Source organism: Bacillus sp. MAG717A (assembly GCF_036884855.1).
Lineage (GTDB): Bacteria > Bacillota > Bacilli > Bacillales > Bacillaceae > Bacillus > Bacillus safensis.
On sequence record NZ_CP145733.1, the window covers coordinates 1,028,402 to 1,050,680 of the forward strand.

At 45.8% G+C, this 22,279-nt stretch carries 3 protein-coding genes; all 3 read right to left on the reverse strand.

Features of this window, described 5'->3' with window-relative positions:
• Window positions 1-5: 5 nt before the first annotated feature.
• A complete protein-coding gene (locus V6Z54_RS05420) occupies window positions 6-8,201 on the reverse strand; it encodes an amino acid adenylation domain-containing protein (protein WP_338527789.1) in 8,196 nt (2,731 codons plus the stop codon).
• Between the two features lie 13 nt (window positions 8,202-8,214).
• Window positions 8,215-18,348, reverse strand: coding sequence for an amino acid adenylation domain-containing protein (locus tag V6Z54_RS05425; protein WP_338527790.1), 10,134 nt, complete (start codon window positions 18,346-18,348; stop codon window positions 8,215-8,217).
• A 63-nt stretch (window positions 18,349-18,411) separates the two neighbouring features.
• On the reverse strand, window positions 18,412-22,245 hold the full coding sequence (locus V6Z54_RS05430; RefSeq protein ID WP_338527791.1) for an amino acid adenylation domain-containing protein: 3,834 nt from the start codon (window positions 22,243-22,245) through the stop codon (window positions 18,412-18,414).
• Window positions 22,246-22,279 lie beyond the last annotated feature (34 nt).

Consider the following 22,279-nt stretch of genomic DNA (forward strand, 5'->3'; position numbering starts at 1 on the left):
CGTCTTTACCCCTTTATAATCGTTTGAAGAATCCGTGCCAGTTCATCTGCCTGCGGTCTTTTCATCATGGTGACATGGTCGCCTTTGATGTGGTAATACGAGCACGATCCTTTCGTATAAGCCTCCCAGTCTGCGAACTTCTTCTGGAAATCGCTTGCATGATCACTACTTTGGACAATATAAAATGGCACAGGGAATGGTTCTTTTTCTAATTCAATGGCTTGTGACATGATCGTATTATGCGTTTGCATTTGCAAATATTTATCTAAATATTGATCATTCATGAATTGATGAACAACTTCATCCTTTTCTGCCTCTTTGAGTATTTTCTGCTTCACTTCCTGGAAGCTCAATCCTTGTAAAGCTTCTGGCTGAATGCCGACCAGATTCCCCATTCCAAGGACAAGTGCGAGCATTTTCACTTCTTCTTCGTTCATATCGGCATGAAGTGCCTGATCTGCCTCATCTCTTAGCACTGGCACCGTATCTAAAATGATGAGTCCTTTCGGTGCTTTTCCTGCATGAGAGAGCCGCTGATTCATTCCGTAGGCAAGATGCCCGCCCATTGAATGCCCTGCAAGATAGTCAATGCCCGGACGGTAGTACTTTTCAATAGCTTCAATAAAAAGGGTCACAAGCTCCGTGTAATGGAGAAATTGCGGCTCTTCATCCTCATATAGGCCAGGAGACTGCAAGGCGTACACAGCACCTTGATGTGTCATGAGCTTAGCAACATCAATATAGCCCATCACCGTTCCACCAGCAGGCGGTGCAAAGAATATTCTTGGTTCGGCTGAATCGCCTTTTTTCAACTCGATCACATAGTCCTTCGGAGACCTTTCGACGTTCTCAGCGGCTTCAGGTACTGCGTCCAAATGTGCGGCTAATTGCGCAGGCGCAGGGTGCATAAAAATCCATTTTGGATCAACACGAACACCTTTTTCTTTTAATTTGGCGACAGCCTGAATACTCATGATGGAATCGCCGCCCAGATCAAAGAAAGAGTCATGCATACCTACTTGCTTCACACCAAGCACCTCCTTGAAAGCTGCGACAATCCGCTCCTCCGTCTCGGTGACCGGTTTGTCGTCATCATGGGAAAGTGAGATTGTTTCTGTTGGCTCTGGCAGTGCTTTTTGATCAACCTTCCCGTTCGTTGTCACCGGCATTTCATCCAGTACGACAAAGTAACTTGGAATCATATAGCCTGGCAGGCTTTCCTGCAAAAAGGCTTTCCAGCCAGGAACAGGATTTTCTCCGTTTGTCACTAGGTAGGCTGCCAGTCGTTTTGAGCTGCCATACGTTTTGGCGATGACTGTACATTCTTTGACTTGTGGATGCTTGAGCAGTGCTGTCTCAATTTCCCCGCATTCAATTCGGTAGCCTCTAATTTTCACTAGATGATCTTTTCGGCCGAGGTATTCAATGGTGCCATCTGACCGCCATGTACCAAGGTCGCCTGAACGATACAGCTTGTTTCCCTTTAGTTCAGGAAAAGGATTGTCAATAAACCGCTCCTTTGTCCGCTCTGGATCATGAAGGTAGCCTTTAGCAAGGCCAGTTCCACCGATATAAAGTTCTCCTTTGACGCCTGCTGGTACTGGGTTGAGCGCATCGTCCAGTATGACAACAGTTGAGTTCGACACCGGCACACCAATTGGAACTGATTTTGCGCCTGCTGGCACGTGTGTGACTTGATGTGTTGTGGCTAAGGTCGTGTTTTCTGTTGGACCGTAAGCATTGATGAGCACACCTTCCATATGCGGCAGTGCCTTTCGTGCATGCTCACTAGACATGGCTTCCCCGCCAACGAGTAATGTGCGGTAGCCTGCCACACTTTTTGGATCATGCTCCACCAATCGATTAAATAAAGCGGTTGGCAGACAGTTGGCTGTTACTTGATGTGTTTTGATGAACTGTGTTAATTCGTCCATATTCAGTGCTGCATATTTTGGGAGCAGAATCAGCTGACCGCCATTCAGCAGCATTCCCCATAATTCAAATGTAAAGGCATCAAAAGCATAGTTTGAGAGCTGAAGCATTTTGTCATCTGGACCGAGCTCTATATAATTTGTTTCTCTAACCAAGCGGACAACTCCTGCATGAGGAAGCATTACGCCTTTTGGTGTACCTGTTGAGCCTGATGTGTAATTAACATAGGCTATCTGGTCTTCACCTATGATCGATGATTCTCTTTGATACACTGCATTTGTTTCTGGTATTGGCTTGTCCATGACGATCTTTGTACATGTAAAGTCTACTAGACGGTCTGCAAAATGAGACTGGGTGATGATCACATCGCTTTGCGTATCACGAACGATGAGACGGATGCGTGCATCAGGATATTCAGGTGACATCGGAACATATGCAGCACCAGATTTGATGATTCCTAGTACCGAAACAATCATGTCAAAGGAGCGATCAAAAAGCATCGGGACAAGGGAGCCTGGTCCAATTCCTTTTGACTGCAAGTAAGCAGCAAGCTTTGTCGCCTTCTTATCTAAGGCTTCATACGTCATATGCTCATCCATATAGGACAAGGCAATACGATGCGGATCACGCTTCACCTGTTCTTCAAACAATTCTTGAAGCGTACGCTTTGGATAAGGCGTTTCCGTTTGATTTTTTCCTATAATCATGGCCGCCTGTTCCGCTTTGTCCATTAAGCAATAATCAGCAAATGTACGCTCAGGCTGAGCCGTCATGCCGTCTAGCACATGGAGATAATAGTTCATATAACGATGGATGGTCTCTTGATCAAATAAATCCGTATTGTATTCCACATGAATCGAGAGCTGCTCTTCCTGTTCAAATAGATGCAGGGTGAGATCAAATTTAGATACTGTATGATGGACCATCACATGTTCACTTGTCAGCCCTTTAAGGCTTACATCAAGCGAATCGGTGACATACCCCATGGCTGCCTGAAAAATAGGTGACCGGCTTAAATCTCGATCTAACGAAAGGTCATCGACAAGCTTATCAAATGGATAATGCTGATGCTCAAACGCTTTTAACGTCATCTCTTTCACATTTTCCAAGAGATCGGCGAACGTCTCTGCTGTTGAGACGTCCTGTCTCAGCGCAAGTGTATTCACAAACATCCCAACGAGCTGCTCTGATTGCTTGGCATCTCGGCCTGCAATAGGCGATCCAACAATGATATCTGTCTGTCCGGACAGCTTGTGAAGCAGGACGTAGTACGCAGACAGCATCGTCATGAACAGTGTCGTGCCCTGCTGCTTAGACAAAGCCTGCAAGCGGCGGATAAGCGGTTCATCCAATACGATTTGCTCTGTAGCACCGTTAAATGTTTGAACCGGCGGACGAGGGCGGTCAAACGGCAGATCCAGCACTGGAAGTTCACCTTGTAACGTACTGAGCCAATAGGTTTTGTCTGCTTGATGATGCTTTAATTGTTCATTTTCCCAATGTACATAATCTGTCCATTCGATTTCTAAGGCTGGGAGCTGCGGCGTTTCATCTGCAAGCAGCGCGTCATATACCACTTCTAATTCCTGAATAAGCAGGCTGAGTGACCATGCATCTGAAATGATGTGATGCTGCGCGCAAAGAAGATAATACTCCTCCTTGCCCATATCTACTATCGTCCACTGCGCAAGAGGGCCTCTTTTTAAATCATAGACGCGTTCTGCCTCTTGCTGAATGAGCTGCTTCAGTCTTCTCGCTCTTGTTTTTTCATTAAATAACGAGAAATTTGCCACTGTCACAGATGGCGGAAGGTCTTCTCGAATGAGTTGGACCGGCTTGCCGCCAAGTGATTCAAATGTTGCCCGAAGCGCTTCATGCCGATTTGTTAAAAGGCCAATCGCTTTTGTTAATGCTTGAATGTGTAATGGTCCTGTCAGCTTCCAAGCACCTAATATATTGTAATGATGGCTCTTTTCTAACGTGGATAAGAACCAAATGCGCTTCTGGGCATGTGACAGCTCATAGCTTGTTTGCTTTTCAAGCTTTGGAATTTTAGCTTCCTGAACGGCTGGCGCCCCTTTGATGTCATCAATCATTTGCGCCAGATGTGCCAGATGTTTGCTTTCAAATAATATTTTTAAAGGTGCCTTCATTGAAAATTCATGATTGATCCGAGAAATGGTTTGAGTCGCCTTTAGTGAATGTCCGCCAAGGTCGAAGAATTGATCCTCTTTGTACACGCGATCTACATCTAAAATATCCTCCCAGATGGCGGCAAGAACCTGCTCTGTCTTCGTTTCTGGCAATTGTTTTTCAAGGCTTTGTGCATTTTTGTCATGATTCAATTTGAGGGCTTCATGATCAATAGAGCCATCTTTCTTTTTCGGTATTTCCTGTACTTGCTGAATGTCCCATTTGCCTGCTGCGACGCTCGTGATCTCTTCAACATGCACTTCTTTGCCAGGCTGAACAGTGTAAAAAAGCTTTTTTTCAAAGACCGGTATTGGAGCTGGCTGAAGATACCCGGCGATGTCTGGGTTTGCTCCGTCCAGTCCGATAAATAGATGCGCTTCATTCAGCCGAACACCTAGACATAATGAATGGAGACCTTGCTTCTTTCCAATCAATTGAAATCCCTTGCGAACGGTGAGAGCTGCTCCGGTATGCCCCTTAGACAAACCGAGATTATCCCACATACTGAAGTTCAAAGAGATTGCTCTTCTTCCTTCTTGAAAGGTGAGAGCGTGCGCGAGTCCATCTAAAAAGCTGTTGGCCGCAGAGTATGCCCCAAATGTCGTGCCGCCAAAAAAGCCATTGACCGATCCAAAAAAGACAAGAGGTACTGTCGGATCATACTTAAAGGCTTCCTGCAGCACCCATGCTCCGTCTGCTTTCCCTGACATTTCTTTTGTGAAATCCTCTTCTGTCGTATGAGCCAGTGTATACTTGTCCGCCTGCTGAAAATGCTCAGACACATTGCCAGCACCGGCCAAATGCAGCACACCTCGGATCGATTGTCCAAAATGCTTTTCTGCTTCATAAATCGCCTGTTCGATGTCACATAAGTTTGTCACATCCGCTTGGACATAAATGACGTCACCAAAACCTTTTAACTGTGAGAAGGCTTCTTTCTTTTCCAAACTGTCTTCCAGAGATGTTCGTCCAATCAAGACGAGCTTTAAGCCAAATTGGAGCATCTGCTTAGACAGCTCAAACCCAATCCCGCCAAGTCCTCCAGTCAATAAATAAAGACCTTCATATTCTAAAAACCCTTCTGTTTGAGGTGCTTCCATCATATTGACTTTTTCCAGCTTTGGTACGAACCTGTCCCCATTTCGGTAAGACACCTCTGTTTTTATATGAATCGCAGACAATTCCTCCGCAATATGCTTGGCATCCTGTTCTACATTCTCCGCTTCAATATCAAGATGAGACACCTCTGCTCCTTCCCATTCTTGCGGAATGGTTTTTAGCAGGCCTACAAGCGGCGTTTTCTCCACATGAAGATCGTCTTCAGGCTGCACAAATTGACCACCTTTTGTCACAACGACAAAACGGATGGGCTCTTTATTTGCTTGTCTCAATGCTTGATACAAGTACAAAATGGATTGATTGGTGCTGGCATGTAGCTCTTTGAAATGCGCAGGATCAACGATGTCTTCCTTGTCTGACACATTCCACAGATGGAGCATGCGCCCGGTCTTTAATTCATCTGCTTCAAGTGCTGCAATGAGCCTGACGTAATCCCCCTTGATTCTCGGGTTTATCTGATACATCCCTTTAGACAGACGCAAAAATTCATGCCCTTTTCTCACAGAAATATATGGCTGATTCTTTTGCTCAAATTGGGCGTAAAGCGATTGATAAAGTCCTTTTTCATCCTCGAAAACGAGTACATGGTCAGCAAAAGGCTGAGCTGGACCGATTTTCTCCTTAGCCCAAATGCGTTTAAAAAACCAATCTGGGAGTGTTTGTTCATTTTCAGAAGCAAGATCCAGTGCCTGTTCTATGTCACGGAAGGCTCCATCTTTTAGTGCTGCACCAAGCTGAGCACGCTGGATTTTCCCACTCTCCGTCTTCGGAAATTGATCTTTTTTCACCGGAATGATGTGATCAGGCTCTATGCCGATTTTTCGAATGATGGCCTCTCTAATCTGTTGAATCATCGTGATTTGTTCCTCTAATGAATCCCTTTGTGAGACAAAAAAGACAGCAAGCGTGTCGTTGCTTGATTCGGGATTATAAATGCCGTACGCAGCGGCAAAGGTGACTTCAACCCCGTCCACCTCTTCTACAACCGCTTCAATTTCGTAATTTAAATAGTTAGCGCCGTTGATGACAATGATGTCTTTTTCTCGACCTGTCAGAACGAGACGCCCTTCGTGAATAAAGCCTAAATCCCCCGTGTGAAACCAGCCGTTTTCTGCAAATACTTCTTGATTCGCTTCTTCATTTTGATAGTAGCCCATCATAATTGTTGGACTCTTCACCTGCAAGCGCCCAACCTGATCTTCTGGCAGCACCTCGTGATGCTCATCTACAATTCGAATCCATACAGACGGAATCGGCGTGCCGACTTCTGTAAACGTCATCTTGTTCGGATGATCGTGCGTCACATATTCGATCTCACTTGTTAATGAATTTTGATCAATCGTCAGCTGTCCATCCTGTTCACTGTTCCGCATAAATTTCTTTGACTGAACAATGGCTGAGGATGTTTCTGACATACCGTAAGCAGGTACCATCGCATGACGGCTTAATCCGTGCTGCCCCATAATGTGCATGAAGCGCTGCGTGACTTTCGGAACAACTGCTTCAGCTGCATTCATGATATAAGTCAGAGTGGACAGGTCCCAGCTCCCTTTACGAATGTCCTCCTCATATTCATTCATCATCGCAAAAGCAAAGTTTGGCGCCCATGTTCTTGTCACACCGTATGTTTCTACCCAATCGAGCCACACCATCGGCCGCTCGATAAATTGATCGATGGATGGACTAATCTGCTGGCATCCAAGGTAGACGTCATGTACATGAAACATAACAATTCCACCAACATGATCAAGCGGCATCCAGTTAAGCGACACATCCTCATGTGTAAAGCCGTTTACCTGCTCAAAAGCAATAATTCTAGATAAAATGCTTTGATGATGATGACGGATACACTTTGGTACACCCGTACTTCCTGAAGACAGCAGCTGCAGCACAGGCTCATCCGGCTCCGGCTCATAATGCTGTTCATCTGGTTCATACGCCAGCAATGTTTCAATTGTTAAGATAGGCATGGTCTTTGCTTCAAATGTCTCACGCAGCCCCGCAATGTCCTCAGCACTTGCTTCATTCGTAATAATGAAAGGTTCATTTTGCAGCTGAAACACGCCCTTCAGCTTATTTACACCTTGATTCATTTCATCATAAACAGGCGGCACAGAGACCGGGGTCGGAATGATTCCTCCGAGAATACAGCCCCAGAATACCGTGATAAAATCTTGATGATCTTTCAATTGAAGTAACACTTGATCACCGTTTGTCAGTCCTGCTGCCCTTAAACCGGACAGAACCCGTTCAGCGCTTGTTAGTAATTCAGGATAGGTTTGGGTCAACGTACGTCCGCCTTCTTTCAAATAAGTCACCCCGCGGTCTGGTGACATAAAAGCTGATCGAATCAGCACCTCTGTCAGTGTGACAGGTGTGCCTGGCTTTTTGATCACATCTCCGCCATACACAAGTGCGGGCGGCTTCTCATGTACAGATGATTGCTTTGACACGCTCGCTTCATTTTTCGAAAGCGGTCCGTTTCCTTGAGTACGCTGTCGATTAGGAAACAAATCATCTAAGTGATAGGGCGTTCGTTTTTCTGACTGACTTTCAATGAAAGCGGCCGCTGCCTCTACTCCATCTATAGCTTTGGTGCGCTCTTCTATCTTTCTTAATTCCTCTTGATCTATGATTTCAATTGAAAGCAGTGCCTCTATGTCGACTGCTCCACTTTCTGTCTTTGGCAAAGAAGGTAATAAGACAAGAGCGGCTGGCACTTCATGAGGATGAAGTGGACCTTTCATCAGATCCTCCCTTGTCAGCGAAGGGTCCTTCGCCTGTGCAAATAGCACAAGCGATAGACTGCCTTCTTGATTTTTCTTTGGAATGATTGCACATTCCTTAAGCGGAAAATGAAGCATCATGACTTGCTCTAATGCTTTGAGATCCATCCGTTTTCCGTTGATTCTGACGATATGATTTGCTGCATGTCCTTTTCGTCTACTCACTAACATCGTTCTTCTCCTCCTACATCCAATCCAAAATCTGAATCTTGTTTTTTTCAGTCCAAACGCCGACATCCCCTGTCGGATAGAGGTATTCGCCAGTTTGATGTTTGAATGGATGTGGAATTTTATGCGTCTCCATCCAATCAGCAAGCTCCCCGCAAAGTGCTTTGATATCCTTTGCGCCGATAAAAATATCTCCAGGGAATCCTATAGGCATGAGCTGATGCTCTTCGCTCAGGACATATATTTCCGTCTCACAGGAAGGATCATGTACACCTGAATAGACCTCTTCTTGATCTGGGTACAGCACACTGACTTGTGCGTTTTTCGCCCAATCGGTAATCATCCGCTCTTTTTCTTCATTCGTGACGATTGTGAAGGAAGAAAGGGGTGTCTCCATTTGTTCTGTCATAGCTTCAAGTGTGTGGATCAGCTGCTGCATCAGCGCTTGTATTTGCTTTTCTGTATATTGATTCAAGCGATATGTGACCCGAAGCTCCAGCGTATCTCCCGGAACTGCCACAAGGGTCAGGTCATAGTTCGTTTCTTCATGACTCGCAATGTCTAAAATGCGCACTCCGTATGGCTCGATAGATTCAATCGGATAGTTTTCAAACACGACAATGCTGTTAAACAATGAATCTCCATTCGGGATGTGGGTCAGCTGCTGAATATCTGGCAGTACGGTATATTCGAATTCCCGCATCTGAAAAACTGTGTCCTGCGTATGTGCCAGCAGCTTGGAAATAGTCCACTCTGGCGTGATCGGCAAACGGAGCGGCAATGTGTTAATAAAGAGCCCTGTCATGCTTTCAACCTGTGGTAAATCCGCCGGCCGTCCTGATACCGTCACTCCGAACACGACATCATCAGATCCTGAATGAAGATGCAAAAGCAGCCCCCATGCTGTCTGAATCAGGGTGCTCATTGTCACCTTCTGCTTGCCTGTCATCTTTTCGAGTTTCTCCTGCATCTCGGGCGTTAGTCTGATACTTAGCTGATCAACACCTGCATCTTCATCCGAAGCATGCCCGTCGTCTCCTGGAAGCGGCGTGGCCTCCTCTACTCCTGACATATAATGTTTCCAGAACGCTAGCGCCTTCTCTTGATCCTGCTTTTGCAGCCACTCGATAAAATCTTTATATGGACGGACAGCAGGAAGATCCACCTCCCGTTCATCCACAAGAGAGCGGTACAAAGAAAAGGATTCTTCAATAAAGCTGAACAAGCTCCAACCATCGATTAAAATATGATGAAAGCTAAAAACAAACGTGCATGTGTTTTCATCACGATGGAATAAAGCAATACGAATCAGCGGTTCATCCGTATCTTCTAGTTTGAAATCCTTTAAACGATCTGTTTGCAAATATTGCTCGATGGCTTCCTTCTGATCCGTTTCACTCAGGTGGCGCACATCGTGCTGAGTGAGGTGAATGCTTCCTTCTGATTGAATCAACTGAACAGGCTCCTTTAGCCCTTCCCAAGCAAATGTTGTCCGCAAAATCGAATGACGCTCCACAAGCAGATTCCAGGCTTTTTCATAGGCTGTGCCGTCCGTTAAGCCTTCGAGCGTCATATGCACTTGACCAAAATACGCCTGTGACGCTTGATCTAATAAAGCATGAAACAGCATCCCTTGCTGCATTGGAGATAGTGGATACACATCCACTACATTGTCTGTGAGATCATCGATTTGCTTTTGTGTCAGCTGAACCATTGGAAAATCAGATGGCGTAAAACCGCCTTCTGTCTCTACACAATGCGTCAGAATATCCTCCATTTTTTCTTTGAACCGTTCAGGTAACAGGCGCACCTCTTCATACTGAAGCAGTTCACGATTGATCATAAAATTCATCTGAAGCTGACCGTTCACAACATATCCGTACACATCGATCAAATGCTGTCTTTCTGCTTTTGGATCATGTACATGTCCATTTCGTTCATCAGCTATATAAAGGTGTGTCTCACCGTCTATTTGATCTAACTGTCCAAGGTAATTAAAGCTCATCTGCGGCGCTGCCTTTTTGAGTAAACGAGTTGCTGTCATGTATTGAAGCAAGCCATAGCCGATTCCCTTTTGCGGCACAGCTCTTAAGGTTTCTTTGACATCTTTGATTTGTCTCTCAACATCGGTTTGAATAAAAGGAATAAAAATAGGATAAGAGCTTGTAAACCATCCGACTGTTCGTGACAAATCCATTTGTTCAAATAAATCCTCGCGTCCGTGCCCTTCTAACGTAATAAGTAGTGGCTTTCCAACGGCTTGCGTGAGTCCTGATAAAAGTAAATCGTTTACCTCTGTTCGGTACGCTTGAGATGCCTGTCTTAATAAAATATCTGTTTGATCCTTCGTCAATTGAATAGACAGGATTTCTGCATGTTCTTCTATATTGAAAAGCGCAGGTGTTTGAAAAGGAGAACCCTCTTCCTCTAGGCTCGTGATCTTTTGCCAAAAAGGAACCTGCTCTTGTAATTGATCGGTTTGTGCATATTCATAAAGAGCCTCTGCCCACTGCTGATAGGACGCAGTTTTCTTCGCAAGCGCGATTTCCTGCCCTGCCGCAAGCTGCTTCAGTCCATTTAATAGGTCTTCCTGTATGATGCGCCATGAGATTCCATCCATCACAAGATGATGGGCAGCGATAAAGAGTTCTGACGTACCATCACTTGTGTGAAAAAGAACGGCTTTGATGACTTCTCCTCGCTCTAATGACAGCGTTCCTTGACAAGCGGCGGTCTCCATACGGATTTGTTCCAGCGCTTCCTCCTGAGAAACACTCGTCAGATCAAAGAAGGTGACACAAGGGGTGATGCCAGGCGCACGAATGGTTTGAATCCACGAGCCATCTGCTGCTTTTGTATAAATCGCTCTCAGCATATCGTGATGATCGACAATGTTTGAGAGAACCTGTGTCAGCTGCTTGAGCTGTATGGATTGCTTGAATTCCATATGGGCAGATAAATTCCAGTAATCTTGGTTTATCAATGATTGCTCAAAGAACCATGATTGGATCGGAAGCAGACGAACAGCTCCTGTGACAGGCGACTGATCATAGAACGCAGCAGCATCTGACTTTTTCATAGCGAGTGCCAGTTGTGAAATCGTCTGTTTTTCAAATACATCTCTCGGCTGAATGACGTAGCCTTCCTGTGCTAAGCGCGCCACCATTTGTATGACAATAATCGAATCTCCGCCAAGCTCAAAGTAGTTATCATGTACGCCAATCGAAGGAGTGCCGAGCAGCTGAGTCCACACTTTTTCCAGTACACGTTCTTCCTCACTGAGTGCCCTGTCAGCCGGTTTGTCCACTTCTTCCTGTCTCCACTCTGGCGGCGGGAGACGTTTTTGGTCTACCTTGCCATTTGCCGTGAGCGGGAGTTCCTCCAGCTCTATTAATAGGCTTGGCACCATATAATCTGGCAGTATTTCTTTTAATTGATGGCGAATGTCTTGCGTGGTCACGCTGCCCTTTTGGACAAAATAACCGATCAACCGCTTGTGGCCACTCTCATGCTGGTGCGGAATGACTGCACATTCTATGATGTCTTCAAAGCGCAGCATAGCGGCTTCAATTTCCCCGCATTCGACGCGGTGTCCGCGAATTTTCACCTGATGATCGATTCTTCCTAGGCAGTCGATGATGCCGTTTGGCAGCCAGCGGCCCATATCGCCAGTTTTATATAAACGCGCTCCTTCTTGGAAAGGATGCTGGATAAATGATTGTGATGTTTTTTCTTCATCTCCAAGGTAACCGAGTGCAAGCCCTGTACCGCCTACATAGATCTCTCCAATGACACCTTGCGGAACCGGCTGCAGCTGGTCGTCTAGTACATAGGCCTGTGAATACGCAATTGGCTGACCGATAGGAACCGCCACCTGCCCTTCATCCACTGCCCGAATGTGATGCACACAGGAGAACGTCGTATTCTCAGTTGGTCCATAGCCGTTTAAAAGGCCTTCAGGTAAATACGGCAGCGCTTTACGGATATGAGCAGCTGACAAAGCATCACCACCGACCAATAAGGCATCGAATCCAGATAAAGCTTCTGGATGTTCCTCTGTTAATCGGTTAAACAGCGGCACTGTCAGAAATCCTGTTGTGATCTTGTAAGATGTCAGCGTGTCAGCCAGCGTATCCATTGATAAAATCGTATTTCGATCGGTCAGTATCAGCCTTCCTCCGTTGAGCAGGGCTCCCCATATTTCATACGTAAAGGCATCAAAGGAAAAGCTAGCGATTTGTAAAATACGCGTATGTTCATCAAGGGTGACATAATCTGTTTCACATACAAGCCGGATGACCGCTTGATGCGGAATTAAAACCCCTTTTGGCTGACCGGTTGATCCTGATGTGTAATTGATATAAGCGAGTCCATCAGGTTTTAAAGCAGCAGGTCTGAGTTCTGCCTCTGATAAAAACTCCTCATATCCCTGATCAAGACAAATGAGCTCAGTTTGACTGATCGAGACTTGTTTCAGCCATTCATTTTTTGTTAGTAACAGCTGAATACCTGTATCCCTCAGCATATAATCAATGCGTGCATCTGGATATTCAGGATCAATTGGGACGTAGGCCCCGCCTGCTTTCACAATCGCCAGCACCCCAAAAATCATTTCAGGCGACCTGTCGATCAGCAGCCCTACTGGTTCATGCGGCTTCACTCCTCGCTGTTGCAGATAAGCGGCAAGCCGATCAACTTTCTCTTGTAACTCCTGATACGTCCACTGCTCTTCCCCAGATTCGAGGGCGATTGCATGAGGTGTCTTTTTCACCTGCGCTTCAAATCGTTCTGTGATGAGAAGCGGGCCTGCTGGTTGTTCTGTGTTGCCGCTCCATTCATAGAGCAGCTGATGCTTCTCTTTCTCTGGCAGGTAATTCATTTGTCTGATTGGCTGTGCTGGATTTTCACAAATACATGCAAGCAGCTTCTCGTAGTAAAGAAGGAACCGTTCCATTGTGTCGTCAGAAAATAAGTCTGCATCATACTCTAGTTTTAATTGAAGACCTTCCGCCCCTTCAAAAACAAACAGGGATAGATCGAATTTGGCCGTATCATTATCTTCAATGGCTAAAACGGATGTCGCCTCACCCATCGGAGAAGCTTCAAGGGGCAGGTTTTGCAGAACGAACATGACCTGAAACAGCGGCTGCTTCCCAGCCTCACGTACAATATTCAGTTCATCTACGACCATCTCAAACGGCACATCCTGATGCGCATAGGCACCCATTGTTGTTTCCTTCACTCGCTCTAATAGCTCTGTGAAAGCCGGATTCCCGCTATGATCGATCCGAAGTGCCAGCGTATTCACGAAAAATCCGATGAGCTGCTCCATCTCCGTCCGATTTCTCCCGGCAATGACGGATCCAATGACAAACTCATCCTGTGAAGACAATCGATGCAGCAAGGTAGAGAAAGCCGAAAGTAATGTCATATAAAGGGTGCTGTCTGTTTTCTTAGAAAGAACCGCCAGCTGTTCAGATAACGGCTTCGACAAGCGGAATTTTTTCGTTTTTCCCCTATAGGATTGAACGGCTGGACGCGTGTAGTCATACGGCAGCATCAACTCTTCCACAGGTACCGCAAATTGCTCCTTCCAATAGGAAAGCTGCTTCTGAAGTATTTCTCCCGTCAAATACTCCTTCTGCCATAGTGCGTAATCTGCATATTGAATTGGCAGTGGTGAGAGATCAGGCTCCCTCCCCTCGATCATCGCTGTATACCATTCGGATAGCTCCCTTGCAGCAATGCCAATCGACCAGCCATCTGACACGATGTGGTGAATGGACATGAGCAGCAAATGATCTGTTTCTGACAGCCGAATTAATTTCGCGCGAAAAAGTGCATCTTGCTCTAAGCGGAAAGGTGTGCCCGCTTCTTTTTTCGCCCATTCAGCCGCTTTTTGTTCTTTTTCTTCCTGTGATGCCAGCTCTGATATATCCACCACCTCAAGCGCTGGAAGAGTCATATGCTCATGTATGATCTGTACCGGTTCATCGCCGTTCATCGCAAAGGATGTTCTGAGCGATTCATGCCTTTGCACCATTTGCTGTAGGCTGTGCTGAAGCACCTTCACATCTAAAGGTCCATTCATCCGAAAGGAAATCGTATTATTGTATAATGGCAGATCGGGCTGTAATTGATAGAGAAACCACTGTCTTTGCTGAGCATAGGACATCGGAGGCTCCTGCCCCTTTTCTATTTTCCGTATCGGAATCGCTTCATCCGCTTCGGCATTTAAATCAATCCAGTCCGCTAACTCTCCAAGTCTCGTATGCTCAAAAAGAACGGCGAGCGGCACGTCAAATCCCGTTTTCTGCCTAACAGCTGACAGCATTTGCGTTGCCTTGAGCGAATGACCTCCGAGTAAAAAGAAGTGATCACCACAGCTGATGTTTGAAACATCAAGCAGTTCGGACCAAATGTGCGCCAATAGTTTTTCCGTCTCAGTTTGAGGTGCTCTGTCCTCTGAACCCTGTCCATTTTCCTCTATTAATTCATTGAAATGCACTTCGTCCGGCATCCCATCCTCTGTTTCTTTCCAGTATTCTTCAGGATAGAGATGTACGGAACATTCCCCAGATAGACGAGACTGTATACACGTATAAATGGACTGATACAGCCTTTCTTCAATAGCTTTTGTTTGATCGGTCTTGAAAAAGACATATACGGCCTGCTCTGTTTGGATCTTCCCCTGTATCATTTCTTGAATTTCCTGCTTCGACCGATCCAACCCGATATAAATGAGAGGAGCATCTGTCATCAAGCATGCCAGCATTGTTTGAATGCCTGCCCGCCTTGGAATCGGGAGATAGCCTCTTTCTTTTAGCATGCCTTTGATCATTGAGCCTTCACTCATTCCCGTCTCATCCCACATGCTAAAGCTAAAGCAATACGGCTTTACTGTAGAGGTCAGCCTCTGATAATGAGCAAATTGTTCAACGAACTCATTGGCCGCGCAATAAGCGCCAACGGTCATCCCGCCCTTTAACGTTCGAGCTGAGGAGCTAGAAAGGAATAAGACATTCTGCCGTTTAGAAGCTGCTTCATGTAGCGCAATCGTGCCATATACCTTCGCTTCGTACATCGCATGTAATGACACAGACGTCATGTCACGAAGCAGTTCTTCTTGAATGATGCCAGCGAAATGAATAACGCCATGCAGCCTTTTGCCTAAAGCCGCCTCCTGTTTTGAGATCAAGGCTTCAATGGCTTTTGCGTCAGTGATGTCCACCTTTTCATAAAGAACTATACCGCCGCGCTTTTCCGCTAGTTTCTCAAGTGAAATCAATACGTCTTGCTGCTCCACAGATAAAGCCTCTCTCGCCTTTCTTCCAACCAGCACAAGTTGCGCTTGATAGGATGTCAGCAGGTGCTCACTCAGCAACCGTCCAATGCCGCCAAGCCCGCCTGTCATCATGTAAAGCCCGAATGATTCAAATGGCGGCTTCTTCCTCCTTTGTTCTTTTTCCAGATGAAGCGGCGTTAAAAGAGGAGTATAACGAACACCTTCGCGATAAGCGGCGATATGATGGCTTGTGTCATGTGTAAGCTCTGTCATGATCGATGATGCATGAGAACGGACTGCATCTGATTCTGCCAGAGAAAAATCAAGACACCGCACCTTGATAAACGGCCATTCATGCTGAACAGCAGTCATCAATCCTGCTGTCGTTGCTTTCTCCACATCATGTGATTGATCTTCCGGCAAATTCATCGCATGAGCAGAGACAAAGGTGATCTCTACTGGCTCCTCATAGGCAGCGATCGCTTTTGTTACATATAATGCACTCATGCTGCCAGTTTTCTGCGCTTCTTTTGCCAACGCTGCATGAAGTGTGTCTTCTTGAGTTGTGTAGTTCCAAAGGTGAATGATTTGTTTCACCGAAACGCCATACGAACGGAGCGTCTCAAAGAGTTGTTCGTAATCAGACGGCCGATTCGGGTGGATGATGAAGTGTGTATGTGTGAGTTGTGTGAATGCTTGACCCGGTTCAACCGTAATAAAGGTTTGTTCATTGCTTGAAAGGGATCTCAATTGATCTGCCAGTCCTAATGTATCTGCAAAGATCACCGTGTTCCCTAATGTTTGTTTTTGAGCTTCATGGAGCGGAGCAGGTATCCACTTCTTTTGTAAACTCCAATCAGGCAAGGTGTGTTCATTTTCAAGTCTGATGTCCAGCTCCTTGATGATTTCATCGAATTCGCCTTCCTGCCATCGCTTCTTGAGCTGTGCCCTCTCTATTTTTCCAGAGCTTGTTTTCGGAAAGGCATGCTTCTGGACAGGGATCACGCGCGATGCAGATAGCCCCATTTTTGTTGCAATATGGGATTTGATATTTTGACTTGCCCTCATGATATAAGAAGGTTCATACAGCTTCGGTGTAAAAAAGAGAATCAGCTCGTCGGATGCAGATGCTTCCATCCGAGCGGAACAAGCGGCGACAAAGCTCGTTTCGACGCCGGGTACTTCCTCTGTAATGACTTCAATTTCATAGTTGTGATAATTTTTCCCGTTGATGATGATCATGTCTTTTTCTCTACCGGTTAATGTCAGCCTTCCTTCGTGCAGGAAACCTAAATCCCCCGTGTGGAACCAGCCGTCTGTTTGAAAAACTTCTTGATTCGCTTCGTCATTCTTGTAATAGCCCTTCATTGTCGTCGGCCCTTTAATTTGCACACTGCCAATATGATCTTCGGGAAGAAGCTCATGCTGATGGTTAACGATACGAATCGTAATACCCGGAATTGGTCTTCCCAGCTCTGTAAAGCTGACGGTTCCTGTCTCCCGTGCCTCCGCTGGTCTTAGCTGCTCTGTGAGTGATGTTTCCTCAAAGGTTAGAACCCCGCTGCTTTCATCTCCCCGCTCTATCGCAAAAGAGAAGACAACGGCTGAAGAGATTTCAGACATGCCGAATGCCGGTCTAATGACGTCTCCCTTTAAGCCGTGCGGAGCCAGCAAGTGTAAAAATCGGTGAATCGTCTTCGGTACGACCGCTTCTGCCCCATTGATCATACAGGTCATAGCAGAAAGATCCCAAGATCCTGACGAGATGTCTTTCTCATAATCATTGATCATCGCAAATGCGAAGTTAGGCGCCCATGTCTTCGTTGCACGGTAGCGGTCCATCCAGTCAAGCCAGCGCAGCGGCTGAGCGATAAAATCATCTGTTCTTGCCCGAACCTGCTCACAGCCCGTGTACACATTGACAAGGTGAAACATCACAATACCGCCAATATGATCTAAGGGCATCCAGTCTAACGACACATCCTTTTGTGTAAACCCGTTGGCTGCCACTGTTCCTTTGACATTCGCCAGTACGCTTCGATGAGAATGTTCTACGCATTTGGGCATCCCTGTGCTTCCAGACGTTAAGATAAAAAAGACTGAATCATCCGGTGACGCTGGATAAGCTTCTATATCTCTTTCTAAAGAAAGCATCGGCTCAACGGCTGCGACACGTAACTTGTCTGTATGCCACAATAAAGCTAAGCCTTGCACCTCATCAACCAGCGAGTCATCTGTTAAAATGAGCGGATGCTCCAGCAGGTTCCACGCATGATGAAGCTTCTTCACAGAGGCATTCATTTCCCGATAGGTCGGTGCAGCGGACACTAGTGTTGGAACAAATCCTCCCAACACACACGCCCAAAAGGCTGTTACCATCGCATGATTGGATGAAAACTGAAAGAATACAGGATCACCCGGTTCAAGTCCTAAAGCCCTCAAACCTGTCAGAACCCGCTCGGCGTCCTCCTTTAACTGCGCGTAGGATTGTGTGAGTTCATTTTCACTATTGACGATATAAGTCAGACCATTTTTCGTTTTTGCCGCCTCTGTTAAGGCGTCCTGCAAGGTTTGGGCTCCTGCCTTAACATCTAGATCCCCTCCATAGGAAAGGGCGGGCGGCATGTCCGCTAAAGCAGGGGAAGCCGTTTGCGTCTGTATCGATTCAGCTGCGGCCTCCTGCTCCATGTGATTGTCGAGAAATAAATGAGAGAGGTGATATGGCCGCGGTCGAATGGTTTTTTCACGAGAAAAAACAGCGAAGCGTTCGATTTCGTTGGTTTGTAAAATCGTTCTCTGTACATCTTGTAAAATCGTATCCATTGATTCATGTACATTTGATTTATTTATAATTGATGGTTTCATATGAGTTCCTTTCCTTTTTTGACAGGCAGGGCTGCCAATATGCACCCCTGCCTGAACTAAAGTTTACAAAACGGCTTCTCTATTTTTTTGATTCACGATCTTTTGGATCAGCTGAGCATTTTGGGCTGCACACTCTTTGTTTTTAAACATGTCAGCGTGTTGACCGTAGCCTTGATAATAGCGATAAGCACCGGTCGTCGCGTTTTCCCAATGATCCATCCAGTCTGGAATCTCAATTTGCTCTTCTGATTGGATGAAATCAATATCTGCTTGTATCTTTCCTTGATTCACCCCCTTAACAAATGTTTCATAATAAGCACGCGTTTTTTGAGCAAGCGCTTCTTGAACGAGCTCTTCTTGGGCAAGTTCACTTTGCTTTGATTGATGAACAATCGCTGCGATATCGTCCTCGATGGATCGTCCTTCTAAATCACTTTCTCCAATTTTCTTATAGGAATCGATCATGATGACCTTTTCCACCGTCCGTCCTGCTTGTTCAAGCGATTGAACGAGATCAAAGGCCAGATAGCACCCGCCAGAGTAACCCATCAAAGTCAGCGGCCCTTCAGGCTGAAGGTGCTGAATATGCTGAACGTATTGCGTCATGCGGTGATCATCTTCAATAAAATCAAAGGCGATCAAACGAACGCTATCAAGCGTTTTGGCAGCTTCCTGATAGATAAAGCCATAGCCCGGTAATGGCGGAAGAGCAAAGACTGTTGGCGTTTGAGACTCATTGAATACAAGATAGCCGGCAGCTTCATGATCCTGCTGTTGAATATAACGGCTGATGGCTTCGATTGTAGGCGTCTCAAACAGCAAGTGAATAGGCACCTGAACATCGAATTCCTTCGACACCTTTGATAAAAGCGACATCGCTTTTAAAGAATGACCTCCAAGCTCAAAGAAATGGTCATCTGTACTGATATCATCTCGTTCAAGCACTTCACGCCACATGACAAGCAGCTTTTGTTCTACCTCATTTGCCGGAAGCTTCACATGGCGGTTTCCTTGAGGCGTTTCTGGCTTTGGCAGCTGACGTTTATCAACTTTTCCATTTGGTGTCAGCGGCATTTTCTCAAGTCTGATCAGCTCATGAGGCTGCATGTAAGCAGGAAGTTTCTCCTTCAGCCCTGACTTAATCACATCAACTTTGTCCTTCCACTCCTCCTCACACGTCATATAGGCGAGCAGTCTTGTATGCTGCGAGCCATGCTGATCAGTTATAAGGGCAGCTTGCTTTACGCCCGGATGCATGAGAAGGTGGGCTTCAATTTCTGTCAGCTCAATTCGGTGGCCGCGAATTTTCACCTGATCATCCACTCTGCCTGCATACTCAATCAGACCGTCTGCTCGAAAATAAGCCAAATCTCCCGTACGATACAGCCTTTCTCCCGCAGCAAATGGATGCGTGAGAAAGACTTCTTTTGTCAGATCAGGACGATTCAAATACCCCTTCGCAAGTCCTTTGCCGCTGAGACAAAGTTCTCCAACCATTCCAATCGGCTGAAGCTGTCCTTGCTGGCTCAATATATAAGCACCCGTTTGGTTTATCGGCTTTCCTATTGGAATAGAATGCGCTTCTATCGGCGGAGCTTCATCTACAGGATAATAGGTGGCGAAAACGGTTGATTCGGTTGGGCCGTAGACATTGATTAGTCTGCCTTTTCCCATGACATCAAAGGCTTTTCTCACATGCTGTACAGATGCACGCTCCCCTCCGAACAGCACCTTGCGCACACTGCGCATCCAATCGGTTTCTTCATCAACGAGAAGATTAAATAAAGCAGTTGGAACAAACATGACAGAAATGCTTTCTCTTTTAATCAGCTCCGTCAACTCGTGCATATCTAAAATGGTGTCTTTTTTCGGCAGGACAAGCTTCGCCCCGTTTAAAAGCGCACCATATACATCAAAGGTAAAGCCATCAAATACGCTGTTGGATAGCGACAGCAATGTATCTGTGTCTGAAATGGTTAAGTAGTTCGTATTTTTGACCACGCGGGCAATATTGGAATGGGTTGTCATGATGCCTTTTGGCTGACCCGTTGTGCCTGATGTATACATGATATAAGCCGTATCGTGTAAACCCGCTTCTTGCGGCAGATTATCTGAGCTCATCAGTGAAATTTCCTGATCATCTGCAAACAGATACGTGCCAGCAAACGCAAGTCCCTTTGCTTGACCAATAAAGGATGAGTGAGTCAGAAGATGCGTCGCTCCGCTGTCTTTGAGCATATATTGAATGCGACTTTCAGGATAATCGGGATCAATTGGCACATAGACTGCGCCTGCTTTTAAGACAGCAAGCAGACTGACAATGAGTTCAGGCGTTCGATCGGCTAAAATGCCGATGACCGTTTGATGTTCGGCCCCATTTTTTTGCAAATGCCTTGCCAATCGATTGGCCTGTTCATTCAGCTCGGCATATGTCATCGTTTGCTCTTCTGCTGATAGTGCCACTGCATTTGGCTGTTTGCGGACATTATGCTCAAACCATTTTGACAAATACAATTGGTCATGCTCAAGCTCAGGTGCATTCCATTCCTCAAGAATCAGCTGTTTTTCCTGTTTCGTGACGAGTGGGAGTGTATGAACCGATTGATCGGGATGCTTGACCGCCTCATTTATCAATAGACTGAGCTGTTCCTTTAACTTGTGAACAAATTGAGGATCAAACGCTCTTTTGTTAAAGGCCAGCTTCAATAGTAATTCTTCTCCAGGCGATGCGAGCAAATTGAGATCATAGTTTGATTTTTCATAGACATTCATGTTCTCCACCGTGAACCCTAACCGTGCCTCTTGCTCGTCCTTCTTTGCGGCTGGGACATTTTCAAACACGACAATATGATCAATGAGCTGCTGCTGACCTGTCTTTGCCTGAATATCATAAATCGGAATATATTGGTGCGGCTCGGCTGCAAGAGACTGCTGCTGTGTTTCTGACAGGAGTGCACGAAATGTCATATGATCCGTCAGCTGAATTCTTCTTGGGATGACATTGATGAACAATCCAACCATCCTGTCAACGCCAGCCAAGTCTGCCGGGCGTCCTGACACAACTGTTCCAAACAACACATCATTTGACCGCTGATACCTGCTCAGCAGAACTGACCAAACGGATTGAAGCGCACTGCTTAACGTCGCATTTTGCTGCAGCGCTAACTCTGATAAAGCGGCCGTTTCTTCTTTGCTCATAGACCATTCAATTTCGCCTAATTCATGTTCATTCGTTTGTTTTCGCTGTTCTTTAAAGGTTGATTGTCCATCAAACCCTGCTAATGATTGCTGCCAATATTGAAGTGATGCTTGTTTATCTTGTTTTTCCAGCCACTTTATATATTCTTTATATGGTTTGACCGGTTCTAGCTTATAAGGGACGTCATGTAAAAGTGCATGGTAAATCGCAAACAACTCCTGCACCACAAGTCCAAAGCACCAGCCATCCAGAAGGATATGATGATAGCTCCATATCCAGCGATAGCTGGCAGAACCCGTTTGGAAAACAGATGCCCGCATGAGAGAATCCTTCGAGAGGTCAAATCCTCTCAGCTGATCCTGTTGTTTGAATTTCTCGATACGTTCAAGCTGTTCGTCTTCAGAAAGATCTTGCAAGTCCACAACATCAAGTGTAAAAGGACGCTCCTTTAGCACAACTTGGACAGGGCGCTTTACTTTTTCGTGGAGAAACACGGTACGAAAAATATCGTACCGCTCCACGATGATATTCATGCTTTTCTCAAGTAAGTCATGACGCAGTGTGCCCTTAACGTTCATATCCATTTGCTCTACATAGAAGCCCTTTTCTTGATGATGGAGGGTATGAAACAGCATTCCTTCTTGCATCGGTGACAGATAATACATGTCTTGAACTTGATCCCTTTTAAATTGACTCATCTATTTCATCCTCCCTTCCTATTTTTATGACTGA